Origin of the sequence: Pontibacter diazotrophicus (genome assembly GCF_003367245.1) — a bacterium.
GTDB lineage: Bacteria > Bacteroidota > Bacteroidia > Cytophagales > Hymenobacteraceae > Pontibacter > Pontibacter diazotrophicus.
Map to the genome: position 1 here is coordinate 67,831 of NZ_QRGR01000028.1, position 18,358 is coordinate 86,188.

The window sequence follows — 18,358 nt, forward strand, 5'->3', positions numbered from 1 at the left end:
ATGAGCAGGAGAGGGGTTTATATCATGTTGCTCTTGTTCGGGCTGAGTTTGCCGCTGTTGGCACAGTCGCCTGTAAACAACCAACGCTGCCGCTGGATGCCCCTTACCGACATGCCGCAGCAACTCGACTCGCTCACGCTGGACCCCGGCTCTGTTACCTTTTCCCATCCTAAAAAAGAGGAATTCTCCTTTGACTATAACTACAGCCTGAACGAGTTTACCCTCACCCGTTTCCCGGGTCCTGACTCTGTGGCAATAGATACGCTGGGCACTATGCAGGCTCTGCGTGATTCTGTGCTGGTATGTTTTCGGGTAATGCCCCTGAACCTGACGAAGCCCGCTTTCAGACGCGACATCACCAAGTTGGAGATGAGCTCCTTTCAGGACCGTTTTTACCAGGAGGAAATAGCCACCAAAGAAGAGATTTTTAAGACTCCGGGGCTGAACAAGACAGGAAGCATCTCAAGGGGGATTTCCTTCGGAAACACGCAGAACGTGTTCGTGAATTCTGCTCTGAACCTGCAGCTGGACGGCAAGCTAACAGAGGATATCAGCATTACGGCAGCCATCACAGACCAGAACATTCCTTTTCAGCCGGAGGGGAACACGCAGCAGCTACAGGAGTTTGACAAAGTATACATCACCCTCAAACACCGGCTCTGGCAGTTGACAGCCGGAGATGTGGTGCTGCAGAACAAGCCCTCTTACTTTCTGCAGTTCTACAAGAACGTGCAGGGCGGTGCTTTTGAAACAAAGTTTGGCAGCAGGCCAGGGCGCGAAGGTGTGACCACAGTAGCAGCCTCTGTGGCCAAGGGTAAGTTTGCCTCCCAAAACCTCCAGCCGCAGGAGGGGGTGCTGGGTCCTTACAGGCTGCGCGGCCCGAATAACGAGCGTTTTATCATTGTGCTGGCAAACTCAGAACGGGTGTTTCTGGATGGCAGGCTGCTGGTGCGCGGCTACGACTATGACTATGTCATAGACTATAACCAGGCGGAAATTACCTTCACCACCCGCCACGTCATCACGAAGAATACCCGTGTAAAAGTAGATTTCGAGTATTTTGACCAAAACTATAGCCGGGGCATCTACCACCTCAACCATTACCAGAACCTGGGCAAGCTGAAGATATATGGTAACTACTACAACGAGTCCGATAACCCGAACAACCTCATCAACCTGAACCTGCAGAACGAGGAAAAGCGCTTGCTGGCAAGTGTGGGCGATAGCCTGAATTTAGCAGTGAGCACCGGCGCAGACAGCGTCGCTTTCGACCCTACAGCCGTGCTTTATGCCAAGCGTGATACCATTTACAACGATGGGCAAACCGCAGCCTCTATTTTCGTCTATTCTAATTCCCCTGATTCTGCTTTTTACAATGTGAGCTTTACAGAAGTCGGGTTGAATAACGGAGACTACGTACTGGCGAACAGCGCTGTAAACGGGCGTATGTACCGCTGGGTGGCACCTATAGACGGAAGGCCACAGGGAAGCTATGCACCGCTCCGGGTGCTGCCTACGCCTAAAAAGAAACAGCTGATGACGCTGGGCAGCAGCTATGAACTGCAAAAGGGCGTCAGTGTCTTTATGGAAGGTGCTGCCTCTGAAAACGACATTAACCGGTTTTCTGATATAGACTCCGAAGATGACCAGGGAAAAGCAGTGCGGGTAGGGTATGTGGTGCAGGACAAGGAGGTGCCTCTGCTGGGGAAATATAGGCTGAACAGCACGCTCAACTACGAGTACACAGACCAGAACTTTGTGCCGATAGACCGCTACCGCCCCATCGAGTTTGACCGCGACTGGAGTTTACTGACAACCGAAAAAGCAGAGGATCATATTCTGAACTTTTCAGTAGGAGCCACGCAGGATGTAGCGAATTTGATTAACTACCGCATCAGCAGACGTTTTCGGGAGGCACAGCTGGATGGGGTGCAGCATTACGTAGATGTGCTGAAGACAGTGGGAAAGTTGGTGCTGCGCAATCACCTTTTCATGCTGAACAGCGAGCAGGGGCAACGGCAATCCGAGTGGTATCGTGGCGATTTGGGAGCGGAGTATAAACTGGGCAAAGTAACACCTGGTTATGTCTACCGCTTTGATAAAAACAGATTGACCTCCCTGGAAACAGATTCTGTTGTCGGCTCTGCCATGTATTTCGAGGAGCACCTGGTGTATGTGGAGAGCGGCGACTCTGCCAGTACAAAGTTCCGGCTGGACTATAGCCACCGCACCGACAAGCGTCCGACAGGGGCCGGCACCATGGGGCAGCCGGAAGTAGGGCAGACCTATAATGCGGTGATGCAAACACGCCTGGGCGCAGAAAACGACCTGGCTCTGCAAGGTACCTATCGCAAACTAAAAGTTGTGACCGGTGATGATGAGGAAACGGTTCAGTCGCGGGTGGATTGGAACGCGGGCTTTTTAGATGGCAGTTTCCGTTCGGAGCTGAGTTACGCTACGGGTACGGGCCGTGAACTGCGGCGCATCTATATTTTCCAGGAGACACTGCCAGGGCAGGGAACACATTACCTGCGCGATGGCGCAAATCCTAATAACCTAAATGATTACCTGGAGGCTCAGACGGTAGACCAGCGGCGCTACATCAAGATATTCCTGCCAACAGACGAGTACATCAATGCCTATACCAACCGCTTCACCTACCGCCTCACCAGCAACACGCCCCGCAGCTGGAGAGCAGAGAAAGGGTTAAAAGGACAAATGTCCCGCTTCTCTATGCTCACCTTTGTCAGCATCGATAAGAAAACAACGGACGAAGATTTGAAGCAGCGTTTCAACCCTTTTGCAGACGATATAGCCGATCAGTTTCTGATTTCATTGGTGAAGGCAATGCGGCATACGGTGTACTTTAACCGCAGTAATCCGCTGTATGGTATGGAGTACACGGTGCAGCAAAACCAGCAGAAGTCTCTGTTAACAAATGGCTCCGAAACCCGGAATGTAAGTAGCCAGCTGTTGACAGGGCGTCTGAACCTGAATGAGGTGCTCAGTTCCCAGCTTATCCTAGGCCTAAATGTACGGGAGAACCAGTCCAACTTTCTTATTTCCAAAAACTTCAAGATTGAGAGTCGGGAAGTTTCGCCGGAATTATCCTATCAGCCTAACACGCGGTTCCGCTTTACCGGAAAGTACCAGTACGCGCTACGGGAGGATGCACTGACCTCGCCGGAGGCAGAGCAGGAGGGGCTGTTTCATGAATTTGGTGTGGAAGCCAAACTGAGCCAGGTAAGCAAGCGCACGTTTACAGGCAACCTGAAGTATGTGAATATTGATTTTGCAGGAGATGAGTTCTCCTACGTGGGCTACGAGATTTTAAACGCGTTGCGCCCCGGCAATAACATGACCTGGTCCCTGAACCTGCAGCAGCGCCTCAGCAACGGCCTCAACATCTCCCTGAACTACGACGGCCGCAAGGCGAATGGCATCGGCGCTGTGCACACAGGAAGAACGCAGGTTTCGGTGCTGTTTTAGGTTCTCAACATCTTTGTTTGATGACTCTCTTGTCACTCCGCCATTGTTGGTGTTTTTCACCAACAATTCATTAGCCTCTGCTAATACGTTTTGCTGTGGTGAAAAACACCAACAGCGGCAAAAAAGGTATACTTGGGAATGTGCTTCTTTCCTGCTGTTTAGCTTATACCCACAGTAAAAAGAAAAGCCCACTCACGCAATGCAAGTGGGCTTTAAGTATAGCAGCTGAATCACAAAACACATACATAATTCAGCATTCATAATCCATAATTCTCAATAAAACTTTCCCGGAACCAGGTAGTTCTGCACGTAGTCTTGTACGCCCTCCTCTAGGGTATAGAACGGTTTGTCATACCCGATGGAGCGAAGCTTGCTCATGTTAGCCTCCGTAAAATACTGGTAGTTATCACGGATGTTTTCCGGTGTGTCCATAAAGTCGATGTTGACTTCTGCGCCCATGGCATCAAAAGTGTTCAGGGCTAGCGACATAAACGTGCGCGCCTTGCCGGAGCCAAGGTTGTAAATGCCGGAGTTCTTGCGGTGGTGCATCAGGAACAGGCATACATCCACCACATCCTTCACATATATAAAGTCCCGCATCTGCTCGCCGTCAGCATAATTGGGGTTGTGTGAGCGGAACAGCGCCAGTCTTCCTTTCTCTCTAATCTGATTATAAGCATGGTAAATAACCGAGGCCATTCTTTCTTTATGGTACTCGTTCGGGCCGTACACGTTAAAGAATTTTAGACCAGCCCAGAAGAAAGGCTTCGCCGTTTGCTCCAGGGCCCATATGTCAAAGTCGTTTTTCGATTCGCCGTAAGGGTTCAGTGGCTTCAGCAACGGAATAATAGCCTCATCGTCGTCGTAGCCTAAAGCGCCGGCTCCGTAGGTGGCTGCAGAAGAAGCATACACCAGCGGAATCTGGTATTCGCAGCAGGCATTCCATACTTTTTTGGAGTAGTCCAGGTTCAGGAGGTCAAATACGTCTTTGTTAAACTCTGTTGTATCGGTGCGGGCACCTAAGTGGAAGATAAACTCCACCTCTTCGTAGTTTTCATCCAGCCACTCAAAAAAGCCATCGCGGTCTACGAACTCTTTTATCTTTTTGCCCTGTAGGTTTCGCTCTTTTTTGGAGATAGAAAAATTGTCTACCACCACAATATCATTAAAATTAGCCTGGTTCAGCCTGCTGACAAGGCAGCTGGCAATAAAACCTGCGGCGCCGGTTACTATGATCATATTTCAGTTTTTAAACCTCTAACGAAATTTCGGTTAAATTTACGAAAATAAATGGAGCCGCCTTGTTGTATACAGGCGGCATAATCAAAATCAGGAGTTTGAAACAGAAGCAAAACGTAAGCTTGTATTGTAAAATAAAATGGCAGCTGTGCCTTTGCCTGCTACTGGCGCTGGCAGCCTGTAACCAATCAGACCAGGTAACGCAGAAGCAAATTGTGCTGGAAGATGACCTGGGGCGGGAGGTAAAGCTGAACAGGCAGCCTAAGCGCGTGATGGCACTGGCCACATCAATGACAGAGATGCTGTTCGCCGTGCTCGATACCAGTACCATTGTTGGCCGCACCCAGAATGACGATTATCCTGCAGCCGCGCTTACCAAGCCGGTCGTGAACAACTATCCGGTGGATTATGAGCAGGTGCTGCGCCTGAAGCCGGACCTCATTTTTACTGTGGAAGGCATTACACCCCTGGATGTGGCGGCACGGCTGGAGGAATTAGGCATACCGGTTTTTTATCAGCGCTACGAAACGGTAGAGGACATCTTTACTGCGCTGGAGGACATAGGCCAGTTGATGGGCAGAGAACAACAGGCAGAACACCTGGCGGATTCTCTAAGAGAGCAGGTAGCGCAGATCAAAGCCCGCCATCAGCAACAGGAACAACCCTTGCGTGTGCTGGGCCTGGCAGGCTATGATCCGATTTATGTATATGGCCATAATACGGCTATCACTGATAAGCTACGCATTTTAGGTGCTGAGAATGTCGTGGAGGAAACCTATGAGCCGCTGACCAGAGAGTATATTCTCAAAAGCAACCCGGATGTGGTGCTGGGCGGAACGCCGCAGGAACTGGAGGAGAGCTTCTTCAGCATATACCCGGAGCTTCGCAAAACAAACGCTTACCAGAACAGGCGGCTTTACGCTCCAACGACTGATTTGATGGCACGGCCTTCACCGCGCGTAGTCGAATCTATACGCGAACTGGAGAGGTTTCTTTATCCATGAGCAGGGCGCTATACTTTCTCTTTGCTTTCTTTTTAATTCTGGTGGTACTGGTGCTGGGGCTGCAGGTGGGCTCCTTTGAGTCTGATTTAGGTACCTTAACCGAAGCCTTGCTGCATTATAACCCCAACGACACCACACATTTTGTGTTAGTGCATCTGCGCCTGCCGCGCCTGCTTTTAGCGTTGGTGGTGGGGGCTTCTCTTGCTTTGGCAGGCTACCTGATGCAGGCGATGGTAAACAACGGCCTGGCCGATCCTTACTTGTTAGGCACTGCTTCGGGAGCGTCTTTAGGAGCCATTATCGTGTTCTTCGGTTTTGTGCCCATAACGCTGCTTGGTATTTATATGCCGCCCATTTTTGCGCTGGCAGGTGCTTTTCTGGTGACGCTGGTGGTGGTGATGTTGGGTTACCGGAAACGACAGCTCATTCCGTCGCAGTTGCTGCTGGCGGGTATTGCTATCAGTGCCTTGGGAACCTCCATTGTGGGTTTGCTTACTTTTCTCTCTGATTCGGAAAGTAAATTAAGGACAGTGATTTTCTGGTCGATGGGAAGCTTTGAGCGCGCCAGCTGGGCGATGTTGCCTTATCCTGCCGTGGCATTGCTGCTGGCTTTGCTATTGTTCGTATACTACCAGAAGCACCTGAACATTCTGTTGCTGGGGGAGGAGCGGGCACAGGCGCTGGGCGTGCAGGTAGCGCGCACGCGCTGGGTGATTCTGATTACAGTATCTGTCGTAACTGGCTTTGCCGTGGCTACTTCCGGGCCAATCGGTTTTGTGGGTTTGATTATTCCGCATGTTACCCGTGGGCTGATGGGAACCACCGGACGCTCAAACTTGCTTTTCTGCGCTTTTGTGGGGGGCTTCTTCATGCTGCTCTGCGATTTGCTGTCGCGTTTGTTATATCCGCCGGCGGGTTTGCCGATTGGAATCATTACTTCGTTCTTTGGTGTTCCTTTCTTTGTATATTTGCTAATCAGAAAGAATTACAATTTTAAAGGTTAGATGATTTACGTAAGCAGGTTAGAGCACTTTAACGCAGCACATAAGCTGCACAACCCGAACTGGTCGTTGGCGAAGAACAAGGAGGTATTCGGGCCATGTGCGAATACCAACTGGCATGGGCATAACTACGAGTTGATCGTGACCGTGAAAGGAAAACCTGATCCGGACACAGGCTTTGTAATTGACCTTAAAAAACTCAGCACCCTCATCCGTACCCACATCATCGAAAAAGTAGATCACAAGAACCTGAACCTTGATGTGGCTTTTATGGAGGATAAGCTGGCCAGCACAGAGAACCTGATCGTGGAGTTCTGGAAGATTCTGGAGCCCCGTATTCTTGACATCTCCAACAAAAATGCGCAGCTACACAGCCTGAAGCTTTACGAAACCCCGCGCAATTACGTAGAGTATTTCGGCGAATAAAACAACTCTGAAGCAGGCAGTGTTATAGATAACCTACCTGCTATCCTTCCTGCATTTGTACGGGAGCCTTAACAGAAACAAACTGCATGAAATATTATATTATAGCCGGGGAGCGCTCCGGTGATTTACATGCGTCTAACCTCATCAGGCAACTACGGAAACAAGACCCGGAGGCGCAGATAAGAGGCTGGGGCGGCGATATGATGCAGCAAGCTGGTATGGAGCTCGTGCATCACTACCAGGAAATGGCCTTTATGGGCTTTGCGGAGGTATTGAAGAGCCTGCCTAAGATCCTGGGTTTTCTGCGAGAGTGTAAAGCCGACATAAAAGCTTACCAACCTGATGTGGTGATACTGGTGGATTATGCTGGCTTTAACATGCGCATTGCCAAGTTTGCCAGAGCACGGGGGCTGAAGGTATATTATTATATATCCCCTAAAATCTGGGCTTGGAACCAGGGCCGCGTGCATAAAATCAAAAAGGTGGTAGACCGCATGTTCGTGATCATGCCCTTTGAGGAGGACTTTTACGCCCGTTTCGACTACAAAGTAGATTATGTGGGCAACCCGGTAAATGACTCCGTAACAGACCATGTGCGTACGCCGGATTTCAGAACCAGAAACAGGCTTTACAACAACAAGCCTATCATTGCCATATTGCCAGGTAGCCGCAAACAGGAAATAGAGGGCATGTTGCATGTTATGCTGAGCGTGCTGCCGTCTTTCCGGGATTATCAGTTTGTGGTGGCAGGCGTTTCAAACTTTTCTAAGGCCTACTACGAGCAATACAATAAAGATTCTAACATCAAGGTTATTTACGACCAAACCTATGATCTGCTTGCACATGCGCAGGCGGCATTGGTAACTTCGGGTACGGCTACCTTGGAAACAGCGCTTTTTGGCGTGCCACAGGTGGTTTGCTACCGCACCAGCGCTATTTCTTACTCCATCGCCAAGATGGTGATCAAAGTGCCCTACATCTCGCTGGTTAACCTGATTGCAGACAAGCCTGTTGTCACCGAACTGATACAGGACGACTTCACGCCGAAAAAGATCATCGCCGAGCTCAAGAACGTGCTGTTCGACAAACACTTCATCAAAAAGCAGGAAGAGGGGTACGCCCTGGTGCGCCAGAAAATTGGTGATTTCAGAACAGCAGAGCGGGCAGCACAGCTGATGGTACAGTACCTGCAGGCGGAGCAACAGCCGGGGTAAGTAAACCGGTATCAGGTGTCACAATAAGAATTTCATATACTCAGTCAGCAAGAGCTCATACAACTCGTTACCAGTAGGGAACCGTATAGGATATTAGTAGCTTTTAAAGCCGCTAATGTTCCACTACATAAACATGAATAACTATGAAATCTATCATGATTGCCTTAGGGCTTACCGGTATTGCGATTGCTGTCTTGCTGATTACCACTGCCTCCTCGGTTGATGATAATAACCTGCTGGACGATGACTCATACATACCCAAACCCCGTGCCTGAGTAAAGATTTGATTGTGGACCTGGCCTTTCCTGCTTTTTACAGTAGCAAGACAGGTTAATTACAAACGAGAAGAGGTAGCCCGTAACAGGCTACCTCTTCTCGTTCTATAGATTTTGTTCGTTTGCTGAATGCAGGCGCTGGCCTATCGGTTTACGCTACTTTTAATTGCTTCAGGGTCGATTTTTCAAATTTCTCGCGGGCGTACTTTCCTGTAATCATCAGTTCTTTTGTGCCTTCTTCTGAGGGCAGTTCGAACATGGCATCCGTCATGATGCCTTCGCAGATAGAGCGCAGGCCACGGGCACCAAGCTTGTATTCCGCTGCTTTCTCCACAATATACTCCAATGCGCTGTCGTCAAAGCTGAGAATAATATCCTCCATTTCGAACAAGCGCTTGTACTGCTTCACGATAGAGTTCTTAGGCTCAATCAGTATCAGGCGTAGCGTTTCTTTGTCTAGCGGGTCCAGGTGCGTGAGCACCGGCAGGCGTCCGATGAGTTCTGGTATCAGGCCAAAGCTCTTAAGGTCCTGCGCTGTAAGGTACTTCAGGAAATTTTCGTTGTCTTCGGCCTCATCCTGCTTCGATTTTGAGAAGCCGATAGGGCGGGTGTTCAGGCGGGTTTTAATCAGTCTGTCGATGCCGACAAAGGCACCTCCGCAAATAAACAGGATGTTCTCCGTGTTCACGGAGATCATTTTCTGCTCCGGGTGCTTACGGCCTCCTTGCGGCGGCACGTTTACATGGGTTCCTTCCAGGAGTTTCAGTAGCGCCTGCTGTACTCCCTCGCCGCTTACGTCGCGGGTAATGGACGGGTTATCGCTCTTGCGGGCTATTTTATCAATCTCATCTATGTACACAATACCACGCTCGGCAGCCTCTACATTATAGTCAGCGGCTTGCAGCAGGCGCGTCAGGATGCTTTCCACGTCTTCGCCCACATAACCGGCTTCTGTCAGTACGGTGGCATCAGCAATACAGAAAGGCACCTGCAGGATTCCGGCCATCATACGCGCCAGGTAGGTTTTACCTGTGCCTGTTTCGCCCACCATAATGATGTTCGATTTCTCAATCACTACATCCTGGTTCTCGGTAGGTTGCATCAGGCGCTTGTAGTGGTTGTAAACAGCCACCGACATCACCTTCTTCGCCTCATCCTGCCCCACGACAAACTGGTCAAGATATCCCTTCATTTCCTTCGGCTTCATCAGGTTGAACTTTGGAGTACGGCTGTTAGCGCGTATTTTATTCTCCTCGTTCAGGATCTGCTGTGCCTGTCCGATACAACGGTCGCAAATGTGCGCGTTGATACCAGATATCATCACCGATACATCTTTCTTGTTTTTGCCGCAAAATGAGCAAGTAATTTCTGCCATAAGAACCAGTTGATTCACTTTAATCCAACCTTGAATGTCAAGGCCTGTAGCAAAGGTACAAAATTGAAAATTTATACGGGCACAATTTTTTTATCATAAATGTTACGAAAGCATTAAAATACCTTCATAGATTTTAAGATGTATATTTTTATATTATTAGGTAAATACCTTATTATCAATTTCTTATGTGTGGTATATATCCACATTTTCATGTTGATAATTATTTTAATATTATGAGATTTTAATAAGAAAAGGAGTGGGAAAGCCTGCATATAGCAAGGTAAGAGAGGAAAAGAAAAACCCACTCCGGTTTCCGAAGTGGGTTCTGTTCAATTTTAAATTGGGATAGTACTTATGCTTTCTTGCGCACTAATACTTCGTCAATCAAACCATACTCTTTTGCTTCGTCTGCTTTCATCCAGTAGTCGCGGTCAGAGTTGTCATACACTTCCTGGTAAGATTTACCAGAGTGGGATGCCAGGATCTCATAAAGCTCTTTCTTCAGCTTCATAATTTCGCGGGCTGTAATCTCGATGTCAGAAGCCTGTCCCTGGGCACCACCCATTGGCTGGTGAATCATAACACGGGAATGCGGCAGGGCAGAGCGCTTGTTGGCGGCACCACCGGCCAGCAATACAGCTCCCATAGAGGCAGCCAGGCCTGTGCAGATAGTAGCCACATCCGGGTTCACATATTGCATGGTGTCATATATACCCAAGCCGGCATATACCGAGCCACCCGGGCTGTTGATGTACAACAGGATGTCTTTCTTCGCGTCTGCTGACTCCAGGAACAGCAGCTGCGCTGTAATAATGTTGGCAATGAAGTCATCTACCTGTGTGCCGAGGAAAATGATGCGGTCCATGATCAGACGGGAGAATACGTCAATCTCACGGAAGTTAGTAGGGCGTTCCTCAATCACGGAGCGTGTCATGCTTTCGATGGTATGCATGGCTTTGCCCTCCACGTGGTTAATGTATTGGTCTACGCCCAGGCCGCTCATGCCCTGGCCTTTTACGGCAAATTTCCGGAACTCGTCTTTGTTAAACATATCTTGTTTAGGTTTACGGTTTATTCAAAAATGAAAAAGGTCCTCTAAAAAAAGGACCTTTTTGCTAATATAGTTTTTTCGTTCGGTTATTCAAACGAATTGTTTTTGAAGTCCTCTGCGGTAATTGTCTTCTCTACAACAGTTACCTGCTCTTTAAGTTTAGCGAGCACCTTCTCAGCCAGCAATTGCTCGTACTCCTGAATGTAGTTACGGCCGTTATCCTGCTGCAGGTACTGGTTTGCATAGTTGTTCATGCTCTCCACCAGTTCCTCAGGTATCTCTGGCATGTTAAACTGGGCAAGCATCTTTTCCTTTGTAGCGTTCACTACTTCTTCGTTGCTTACTTTCAGTTCGTTCTCCTCTACCACCTTGTTTTTAATCATCGACCACTTCAGCTCACGCAGGTACTTGTCGAAGTTCTCTTCTATCTGCTCCTGTGTTAGTTTGCCTTCGTTTGTTACCAGTAGCCAACGCTTGAAAAACTCAGTTGGTAGTTCTACCTCCACGTTATCTGTCAGGGTATCGATGATGTTGCGATACAACAGGTTGTCAGCCTCACGCTCGTAGTTCTCCTTGATGGTCTCGCGGATCTTTTCGTGATAGGCCTCTTCTGTTGTTACTTCGTCTTTACCGAAAAGCTTGTCAAAAAGTTCTTGGTTTAACTCGGCCTCCTCCGTACGGTTGATTTTATCTACTGTAAACTCAAACTCGCCATTCAGGTCAGCCACCTCATCCTTGCTCAGGCCTGTTACGTGTGCCAGTGCCGAATCGTCGTCGCCGAAAGTCTTACGGATGTCGAAGCGGATTACATCACCTTCCTTCACACCTACAAACTGCTCCTGTCCTTCTACCACACGGTTTGTAGGGATAAGTGTTTTAGACAGAAACTCACCTTCTACAGCTTTTAACTCGCCGGAGATAAAATCGCCTTGCTCAGATGTTTCAGGGTTGACTGTTTTGCCGAACTGGCGCTTCAGGTTGGTATATGCTTCGTCAAGTGTCTTCTCGTCTACTTCAATGGTGTAACCCTCTACGCTTTTATCCAGCGGAAGGTTAAAGTCAGGAAGCAGGCCTACCGCATAGTTAAACTCAAACTCTTTCTGCGTATCCCAGTCAATTTGCTCCTGGCTTGGCTCCGGAAGCGGCTCACCTAGCAGCTTTACATCGTTTTCACGGATGTATTTGGAGATCTCTTCTTGTAGCGTCTTGTTGATTTGCTCTACCAGGATGCTCTTGCCATACATTTTCTTTACAAGCCCTGCAGGCACTTTACCAGGTCTGAAGCCCTTTATCTGAGCTTTCTTGCTGTATTCTTTTACCTGCTGGTCTACCTTCGGAGCGTAGTCGGCCTCTTCCAGTACCACCTTCAGTTGTGCGTTGGTGCTGTCGGTTTGGTTTAATGTAATATTCAAGGCTTATAAGTTTTAATTTTTTGAAATATCTACCAAGAGCTTGTATGGGCTTTATATTTTAAGCTACGAACGGTTTAAGCAAGAACCTGCGTTCGCCTTTTTCTCGCCACGTAGCGCTGCTATGTGACTCCAAAAACGCTTCCGCAGAACCTTGCCTGAACCATTCTCGCCTGCAAAAATAAAACCCAAACAAGCTCTAAAAACAAACCCCCAACATGGCTGTTGAGGGTTTGAGTTTTGTGCGGATGGAGGGACTCGAACCCCCATGCCTCGCAGCGCTAGATCCTAAGTCTAGTGCGTCTACCAATTTCGCCACATCCGCTTGATTGTGCTTGTTTGTAATAGTGGTGCAAAGTTACTACCTGATTTTTTAAATGCAATACCTGGCATAAAATTTTCTTAAATATTTTTTAACTTACGTATCCCCGGATCACTCCGGGGCCTTTGCTGCAGCAGGTTATTGGTTGCATTTTATATTCAGCTATATTTGAACCTATAAAGCAGCTACAGTATTGTATAAATAAAATACAGGAGGTAAGTGTGCTCTTTTTAGGGTATCAACTTATTTGTTCCCAGACTTTTTAACATGAACGATCCAGAAGCAGAACGCAAGGAGATCTTAAGACATTATAGAAGATTACTTCGGTACGCCAAGCCTTTCCTGAAGGACAACGATGCCAAGATCATAAAGAAAGCTTTTAATACTTCGCTGGAAGCGCATGGTGGCATGCGCCGTAAATCCGGGGAGCCTTATATTTTACACCCCCTGGCGGTGGCACAGATCGCGGTTGAGGAAATCGGGTTAGGTACCACCTCCATTGTGGCGGCGCTGCTGCACGATGTGGTGGAGGACACCGAGATGGAGATTTCGGATGTGGAACGGGAGTTTGGTCCGAGTGTGGCCAAGATCATAGAAGGGCTTACCAAGATTTCAGGTGTGTTCGACTACGGTACCTCACAGCAGGCGGAGAACTTCCGTAAAATGCTGCTCACGCTGAGCGACGATGTGCGGGTGATACTCATCAAACTGGCTGACCGCCTGCACAACATGCGTACCCTCGACAGCATGCCCCGCCACAAGCAGCTCAAAATTGCATCCGAAACCATGTACCTGTACGCCCCGCTGGCGCACCGCCTTGGTTTGTATACCTTTAAAATGGAACTGGAGGACCTGTACCTCAAGTATACCGACACCGATACTTATAAGGACATCTCAAATAAAATCCGGCAGACGCGCAGTGCCCGCAACAAGTTTATAAAAGACTTTTTGCACCCCATAGAGGAGGAGTTGCGCAAGTATGGGTTTAAGTTCATGATCAAGGGCAGGCCGAAGTCTATCTACTCTATCCTGAAGAAGATAAAGAAGCAGAACATCACCTTTGATGAGATTTACGACCTCTTTGCTATCCGCATAATTTTAGATGTGCCTTTAGAAAACGAGAAGGCAGCCTGCTGGCAGGTGTACTCTATTATAACAGACTTTTACCAGCCGAACCCTGACCGCCTGCGCGACTGGGTGAACACACCGAAGGCAAATGGCTACGAGTCGTTGCATACCACGGTGATGAGTAGGTCGGGGCAATGGGTAGAGGTGCAGATTCGGACCAAGCGAATGGATGAAATTGCCGAGAGAGGCTATGCTGCCCACTGGAAGTATAAAACAGAGGGTGTCGCCTCCGGTGAGTCAGGCCTTGAGATGTGGATTAACAAGGTGCGTGATATGCTGGAAGCGAATAACTCCGACGCTCTCGAGTTCATGGATGAGTTCCGCAAGAACCTGTTTGTGGAGGAGGTGTTTGTGTTTACACCGAAGGGAGAACTGATTATACTTCCGGATAAGGCAACAGCGCTTGATTTTGCTTTTGAGATTCACACGGACATTGGCTTGCAGTGCCTGGGCGCTAAGGTAAACCAGAAGCTGGTGCCGCTGAGTTATAAGCTGAAGAACGGTGACCAGGTAGAGATCCTGACCTCGCAAAAGCAGAAGCCCAACGAGGAGTGGCTGCAGTATGCCGTTACTTCCAAAGCACGTTCCCGGATTAAGGAAGCCTTGCGCGAAGAGCGCAAAAGCAAGGCAGAACTGGGCAGGGTGATGCTGGAGAACCGCCTGGAGCAACTGGAGATAGCAGCCACACAAAACAATATCAATAAACTGCAGGCTTACTTTAACGTGCCTTCGGTGCAGGATTTATACTATAGAGTTGCCACTGGGTTTATAGATATAAAGAGTATCAAAGAAGTTATTTTTACGGCTACTGCCGAGAAGGGGGCTTCTATGCTGGAGCCGAAGTCTTTTGATAAGGAGGTGCAGAAGATCAGGGGTATCAATTCCGACATGTTAGTGATTGGGGAGAATACCGCGAACATGGAAAATTATACTGCGGCCAAATGCTGCAACCCGATACCGGGCGACGATGTGTTTGGTTTCCAGACCGAAGACGGAGGCATCGAAATTCACCGTACAAACTGTAATCGGGGCATCGAACTGATGTCTAATTATGGTAACCGCATTATCAAGGCGAAGTGGACAGACCAGAAGGAACTTGCTTTCCTGGCGGGTATCCGTATCAAGGGTACAGACCGGGTGGGCCTGGTAAACGACCTGACAAAGGTTATCTCCACCAGCTTAAAAGTAAACATGCGCTCCATCACCATCGACTCCAATGATGGGATTTTTGAGGGGAACATTATGGTTTTCGTAAACGATACCGGCCACCTCGATATGCTGATGCAGCGCATGGGCAAAGTGAACGGAGTGCTCACCGTTGAGCGTTTCGATTAAGTGAGGCTATTATTAAAACAGATATGGCATTAAATACAGTAAAGTTCGAAGAAGTAAAAAAAATCTTCACGGCATATTTAGAAAGCAAAGGCCTGCGTAAAACGCCAGAGCGCTATGCTATCTTAGAAGAAATCTACTCCCGCGACGGGCATTTTGATGTGGAATCGCTCTACATCAGCATGAAAAACAAGAATTACCGCGTCAGCCGCGCCACCGTATACAATACACTGGACCTGCTGGTGGAGAACGACCTGGTGAGCAAGCACCAGTTTGGCCGTAACCTGGCGCAGTACGAGAAATCATACGGTTTCCGGCAGCACGACCATGTAATTTGCACGGATTGCCACAAGGTGGTGGAGTTCTGCGATCCGCGTATCCATAATATACAGACCATGGTAGGGGACCTGCTAAATTTTCATATCTTGCATCATTCCCTTAACCTATACGGTATCTGCGGCGATTGCCGCGCCAAAAAAGCGACAGAGGAAAAGCAACATGAAGTATCAGACAGAGCTCAAAGATGACATCTTATTCGTTAGGCTGGAAGGAGACCTGATAGCCGGCCCGGATACGCAGCGCATGATTGACGACATAGATGGCGGGAAACCGCTTGTGTCGCTGCTTTGCGCCATCGATCTTTCCAATGTGCGCTTCATGGACAGCAGTGGTATGGGCGTATTGGTATCGCTGCTCACTAAGTTCCGAAACCGTGGCGGCGAGCTCGTGCTCATCAAACCATCCGACCACATCCGCAAGCTTTTAATCGTGACAAAGCTAAATGCGATTTTCACTATCGCAGAAAATGATAACTTTGCGGCGCAATTCTTAAAAGAATCAATTTATTAAATACTTAAATGGCAGTTGATATATTAATAGGTCTGCAGTGGGGCGACGAAGGAAAAGGAAAAATCGTTGACGTACTGGCCCCGACCTATGACATCGTAGCCCGTTTCCAGGGCGGTCCGAATGCAGGGCATACATTAGAGTTTGAAGGTACAAAGCACGTGCTGCACCAGATTCCTTCCGGTATCTTCCATCCGCATATTCAGAATATCATCGGTAATGGGGTGGTGCTGGACCCTATCGTGTTCCGCACCGAAATGCAGAAGCTAACCGACAGAGGCGTAGACGCAGCGAAAAACCTGTTTATCTCTAAAAAGGCATCCCTTATCCTGCCATCTCACAGAGTACTGGACAGGGTATCAGAAGAAGCTTTAGGTAGCGGTAAGATTGGCTCTACATTAAAAGGTATAGGCCCTACTTATCAGGATAAAATCGGGCGTGTAGGTTTGAGGGTAGGAGATATTCTTTCAGATGATTTCCAGGAGGATTATAACAGACTGTTAGAGCGCCACCGCAGCATTGTGAAATTCTATGGAGAGGAGCTTGAAGTTGGAGAACAGGAAAAGGCTTTCTTTGAGGCTGTAGATTACCTGCGTACGCTACAACTGGTAGATTCTGAATATATGATCAACAATGCCATCCGGGACGGAAAGAAAATCTTAGCGGAAGGAGCTCAGGGAGCTTTGCTGGATGTTGATTTTGGCACATACCCGTTTGTGACTTCCTCGACTACACTGGTGGCAGGTGCCTGCACCGGTTTAGGTGTGGCGCCACGGCATATCGGCGACGTATACGGCATATTCAAAGCTTATTGTACCCGCGTAGGCAGCGGTCCTTTCCCAACAGAGTTGTTAGATGAGGTAGGGGAGGAGATTCGTCAGGCTGGACGGGAGTTCGGTTCCACCACTGGTCGTCCACGCCGTTGTGGTTGGGTAGATCTGCCAAGCCTGAAGTACTCTATCATGTTGAATGGCGTAACGCAGTTGAACATGATGAAAGCAGACGTGCTGACAGAATTTGAGACGATAAAAGTCTGCACGCATTATAAACTGGAGTCAGGAGAAGTAACAGATCAGGTGCCGCACAATTTAGATACAGTAAAACTGGAGCCGGTTTACGAAGAGCTGCCAGGCTGGAAAGTGGATCTGAATAAGATTGATTCTGTAGAAGAGCTACCTGAGCCATTCAAGAATTACCTGACTTTCCTGGAAGAACACCTGCAGGTGCCGATTACGATAGTATCAGTTGGCCCGGATAGAAAAAGTACTCTGAAGCGTGACGCAGTAACAGCTTAAGGCGCAGAAAGCGATTAGCATGTAAAATAAGGTCCAGGCAATGTTGCCTGGACCTTATTTTTTTCTGGTGAAGTGTAACATTATAGGCAGAAAGAGTGTATAAAATTCTTCCGACACGGAGGTAGGGTTAAAGAAAGACCTAACAGAAATCTCTTGATAAGTGGTATTTCAAAAGCCTGTGAGGGTGTTATCCTCCAGTGCCCATGCCGCGGACACTGAAGTTAAAACAATACTGAAGTTAAAACAATAAAGAAACTAAAGCATACGCCGGCATTGTCTCTTGATATACAGTATCAGCGCCAGTGCCTAAAGAGATAAGGAAAGGCAGCAGGTTGATTAAGCCTGAAATCTATATAAATATTTTCCCTCAAAGCCTCAGGTACTTGTGATAGTCTGGTGCTAAATTCACCAGGCAGTGCTTGCGGATTAATAAGAAATTCCTACTTTTGCATCCCCGTTCGGCAGGGACGGGAAAGAGAGAGTGGGAGTGAAGGCGCAGAGAAAAAAAAGTTGTCCTCACTGCTTGCAAAGCCAGAAAAGCTTCTTACCTTTGCATCCCGTTTCGGAAGGAGGCGGTCAGTGAGAGGGCTGCTAACACAGGCTCCACGAACTAAAGAAGGCAGAAAGAAAAAACTTCTCTTCGGGTATTGCGGAAAGGAAAGTGTTTCGTACCTTTGCAACCCGCTTCAGAAGGAGGCCGGGAGATTGAGAAGGAAAAAGAGGCGGGAAAATAAATCTTCTTTTCCATTGCGGATTGAGAAAAAGTTCTTACCTTTGCATCCGCTTCCAGAAACAAGGTGATAGGCCTTGCGGGAAACAAGAGAGAAACACCGGCAGTTGTACTGCCACAAGGAAAAGAAAGATGTTCTTTTCACTACGTTCTTTGAGAGATTGATTGAGACAGAAATTTAAGGTAATCCGCGCGGGTGATTGAGAAATCAACTGCGTCAAT

At 48.3% G+C, this 18,358-nt stretch carries 15 protein-coding genes and 1 tRNA gene; 10 read left to right on the top strand and 6 right to left on the bottom strand.

What is annotated here, in order from left to right; translation table 11 throughout:
• Complete coding sequence (locus DXT99_RS21240; protein ID WP_147294270.1) at positions 1-3,489, top strand: hypothetical protein; 3,489 nt, start codon at positions 1-3, stop codon at positions 3,487-3,489.
• 273 nt (positions 3,490-3,762) lie between these two features.
• On the opposite strand, the gene rfaD is transcribed toward DXT99_RS21240, so the two are convergent.
• Positions 3,763-4,728 (bottom strand): ADP-glyceromanno-heptose 6-epimerase, encoded by a 966-nt coding sequence (gene rfaD / locus DXT99_RS21245; RefSeq protein ID WP_115567604.1) that lies wholly within the window; start codon positions 4,726-4,728, stop codon positions 3,763-3,765.
• Positions 4,729-4,826: 98 nt separating this feature from the next.
• Here rfaD and DXT99_RS21250 point away from each other — a divergent pair, with 98 nt between their 5' ends.
• From DXT99_RS21250 to DXT99_RS27770, 5 genes are all read left to right on the top strand, one after another.
• The gene (locus tag DXT99_RS21250) at positions 4,827-5,732 is read left to right on the top strand and encodes an ABC transporter substrate-binding protein (protein ID WP_246000914.1); all 906 of its coding nucleotides are present in this window, start codon (positions 4,827-4,829) and stop codon (positions 5,730-5,732) included.
• Positions 5,729-6,736 (top strand): FecCD family ABC transporter permease, encoded by a 1,008-nt coding sequence (locus DXT99_RS21255; protein WP_115567605.1) that lies wholly within the window; start codon positions 5,729-5,731, stop codon positions 6,734-6,736. The genes DXT99_RS21250 and DXT99_RS21255 overlap by 4 nt, the downstream gene beginning before the upstream one ends.
• On the top strand, positions 6,737-7,159 hold the full coding sequence (locus DXT99_RS21260; RefSeq protein WP_115567606.1) for a 6-pyruvoyl trahydropterin synthase family protein: 423 nt from the start codon (positions 6,737-6,739) through the stop codon (positions 7,157-7,159). It begins immediately after the preceding gene.
• Positions 7,160-7,245: 86 nt separating this feature from the next.
• Complete coding sequence (lpxB, locus tag DXT99_RS21265; protein WP_115567607.1) at positions 7,246-8,373, top strand: lipid-A-disaccharide synthase; 1,128 nt, start codon at positions 7,246-7,248, stop codon at positions 8,371-8,373.
• A gap of 143 nt (positions 8,374-8,516) precedes the next feature.
• Complete coding sequence (locus tag DXT99_RS27770; RefSeq protein WP_262511375.1) at positions 8,517-8,648, top strand: hypothetical protein; 132 nt, start codon at positions 8,517-8,519, stop codon at positions 8,646-8,648.
• Between the two features lie 151 nt (positions 8,649-8,799).
• On the opposite strand, the gene clpX is transcribed toward DXT99_RS27770, so the two are convergent.
• From clpX to DXT99_RS21285, 4 genes are all read right to left on the bottom strand, one after another.
• The gene (clpX, locus tag DXT99_RS21270) at positions 8,800-10,023 is read right to left on the bottom strand and encodes an ATP-dependent Clp protease ATP-binding subunit ClpX (protein WP_115567608.1); all 1,224 of its coding nucleotides are present in this window, start codon (positions 10,021-10,023) and stop codon (positions 8,800-8,802) included.
• Between the two features lie 352 nt (positions 10,024-10,375).
• Complete coding sequence (locus DXT99_RS21275; RefSeq protein ID WP_115567609.1) at positions 10,376-11,074, bottom strand: ClpP family protease; 699 nt, start codon at positions 11,072-11,074, stop codon at positions 10,376-10,378.
• A gap of 86 nt (positions 11,075-11,160) precedes the next feature.
• Positions 11,161-12,486 (bottom strand): trigger factor, encoded by a 1,326-nt coding sequence (gene tig, locus DXT99_RS21280; RefSeq protein ID WP_115567610.1) that lies wholly within the window; start codon positions 12,484-12,486, stop codon positions 11,161-11,163.
• A gap of 240 nt (positions 12,487-12,726) precedes the next feature.
• Positions 12,727-12,808 (bottom strand) — tRNA-Leu (locus DXT99_RS21285).
• Positions 12,809-13,072: 264 nt separating this feature from the next.
• On the opposite strand from DXT99_RS21285, the gene DXT99_RS21290 reads away from it, so the two are divergent.
• From DXT99_RS21290 to DXT99_RS21305, 4 genes are read left to right on the top strand one after another with little or no spacing between them, the layout of a single operon-like run.
• Entirely contained in the window at positions 13,073-15,268 is a 2,196-nt protein-coding gene (locus tag DXT99_RS21290; protein WP_115567611.1) for a RelA/SpoT family protein, read from the top strand.
• A gap of 23 nt (positions 15,269-15,291) precedes the next feature.
• Positions 15,292-15,792, top strand: a complete 501-nt coding sequence (locus DXT99_RS21295; RefSeq protein WP_115567612.1) for a Fur family transcriptional regulator — start codon at positions 15,292-15,294, stop codon at positions 15,790-15,792.
• Positions 15,764-16,114, top strand: coding sequence for an STAS domain-containing protein (locus DXT99_RS21300; RefSeq protein WP_115567613.1), 351 nt, complete (start codon positions 15,764-15,766; stop codon positions 16,112-16,114). Before DXT99_RS21295 ends, DXT99_RS21300 begins: the two co-directional genes overlap by 29 nt.
• Positions 16,115-16,122: 8 nt before the next feature.
• Positions 16,123-17,406: an adenylosuccinate synthase gene (locus tag DXT99_RS21305; protein ID WP_115567614.1), complete on the top strand. Its 1,284-nt coding sequence runs from the start codon at positions 16,123-16,125 to the stop codon at positions 17,404-17,406.
• A gap of 768 nt (positions 17,407-18,174) precedes the next feature.
• On the opposite strand, the gene DXT99_RS27395 is transcribed toward DXT99_RS21305, so the two are convergent.
• Positions 18,175-18,358 (bottom strand): hypothetical protein (locus tag DXT99_RS27395; protein WP_220273428.1); only part of this gene is annotated, 184 nt, incomplete at its 5' end.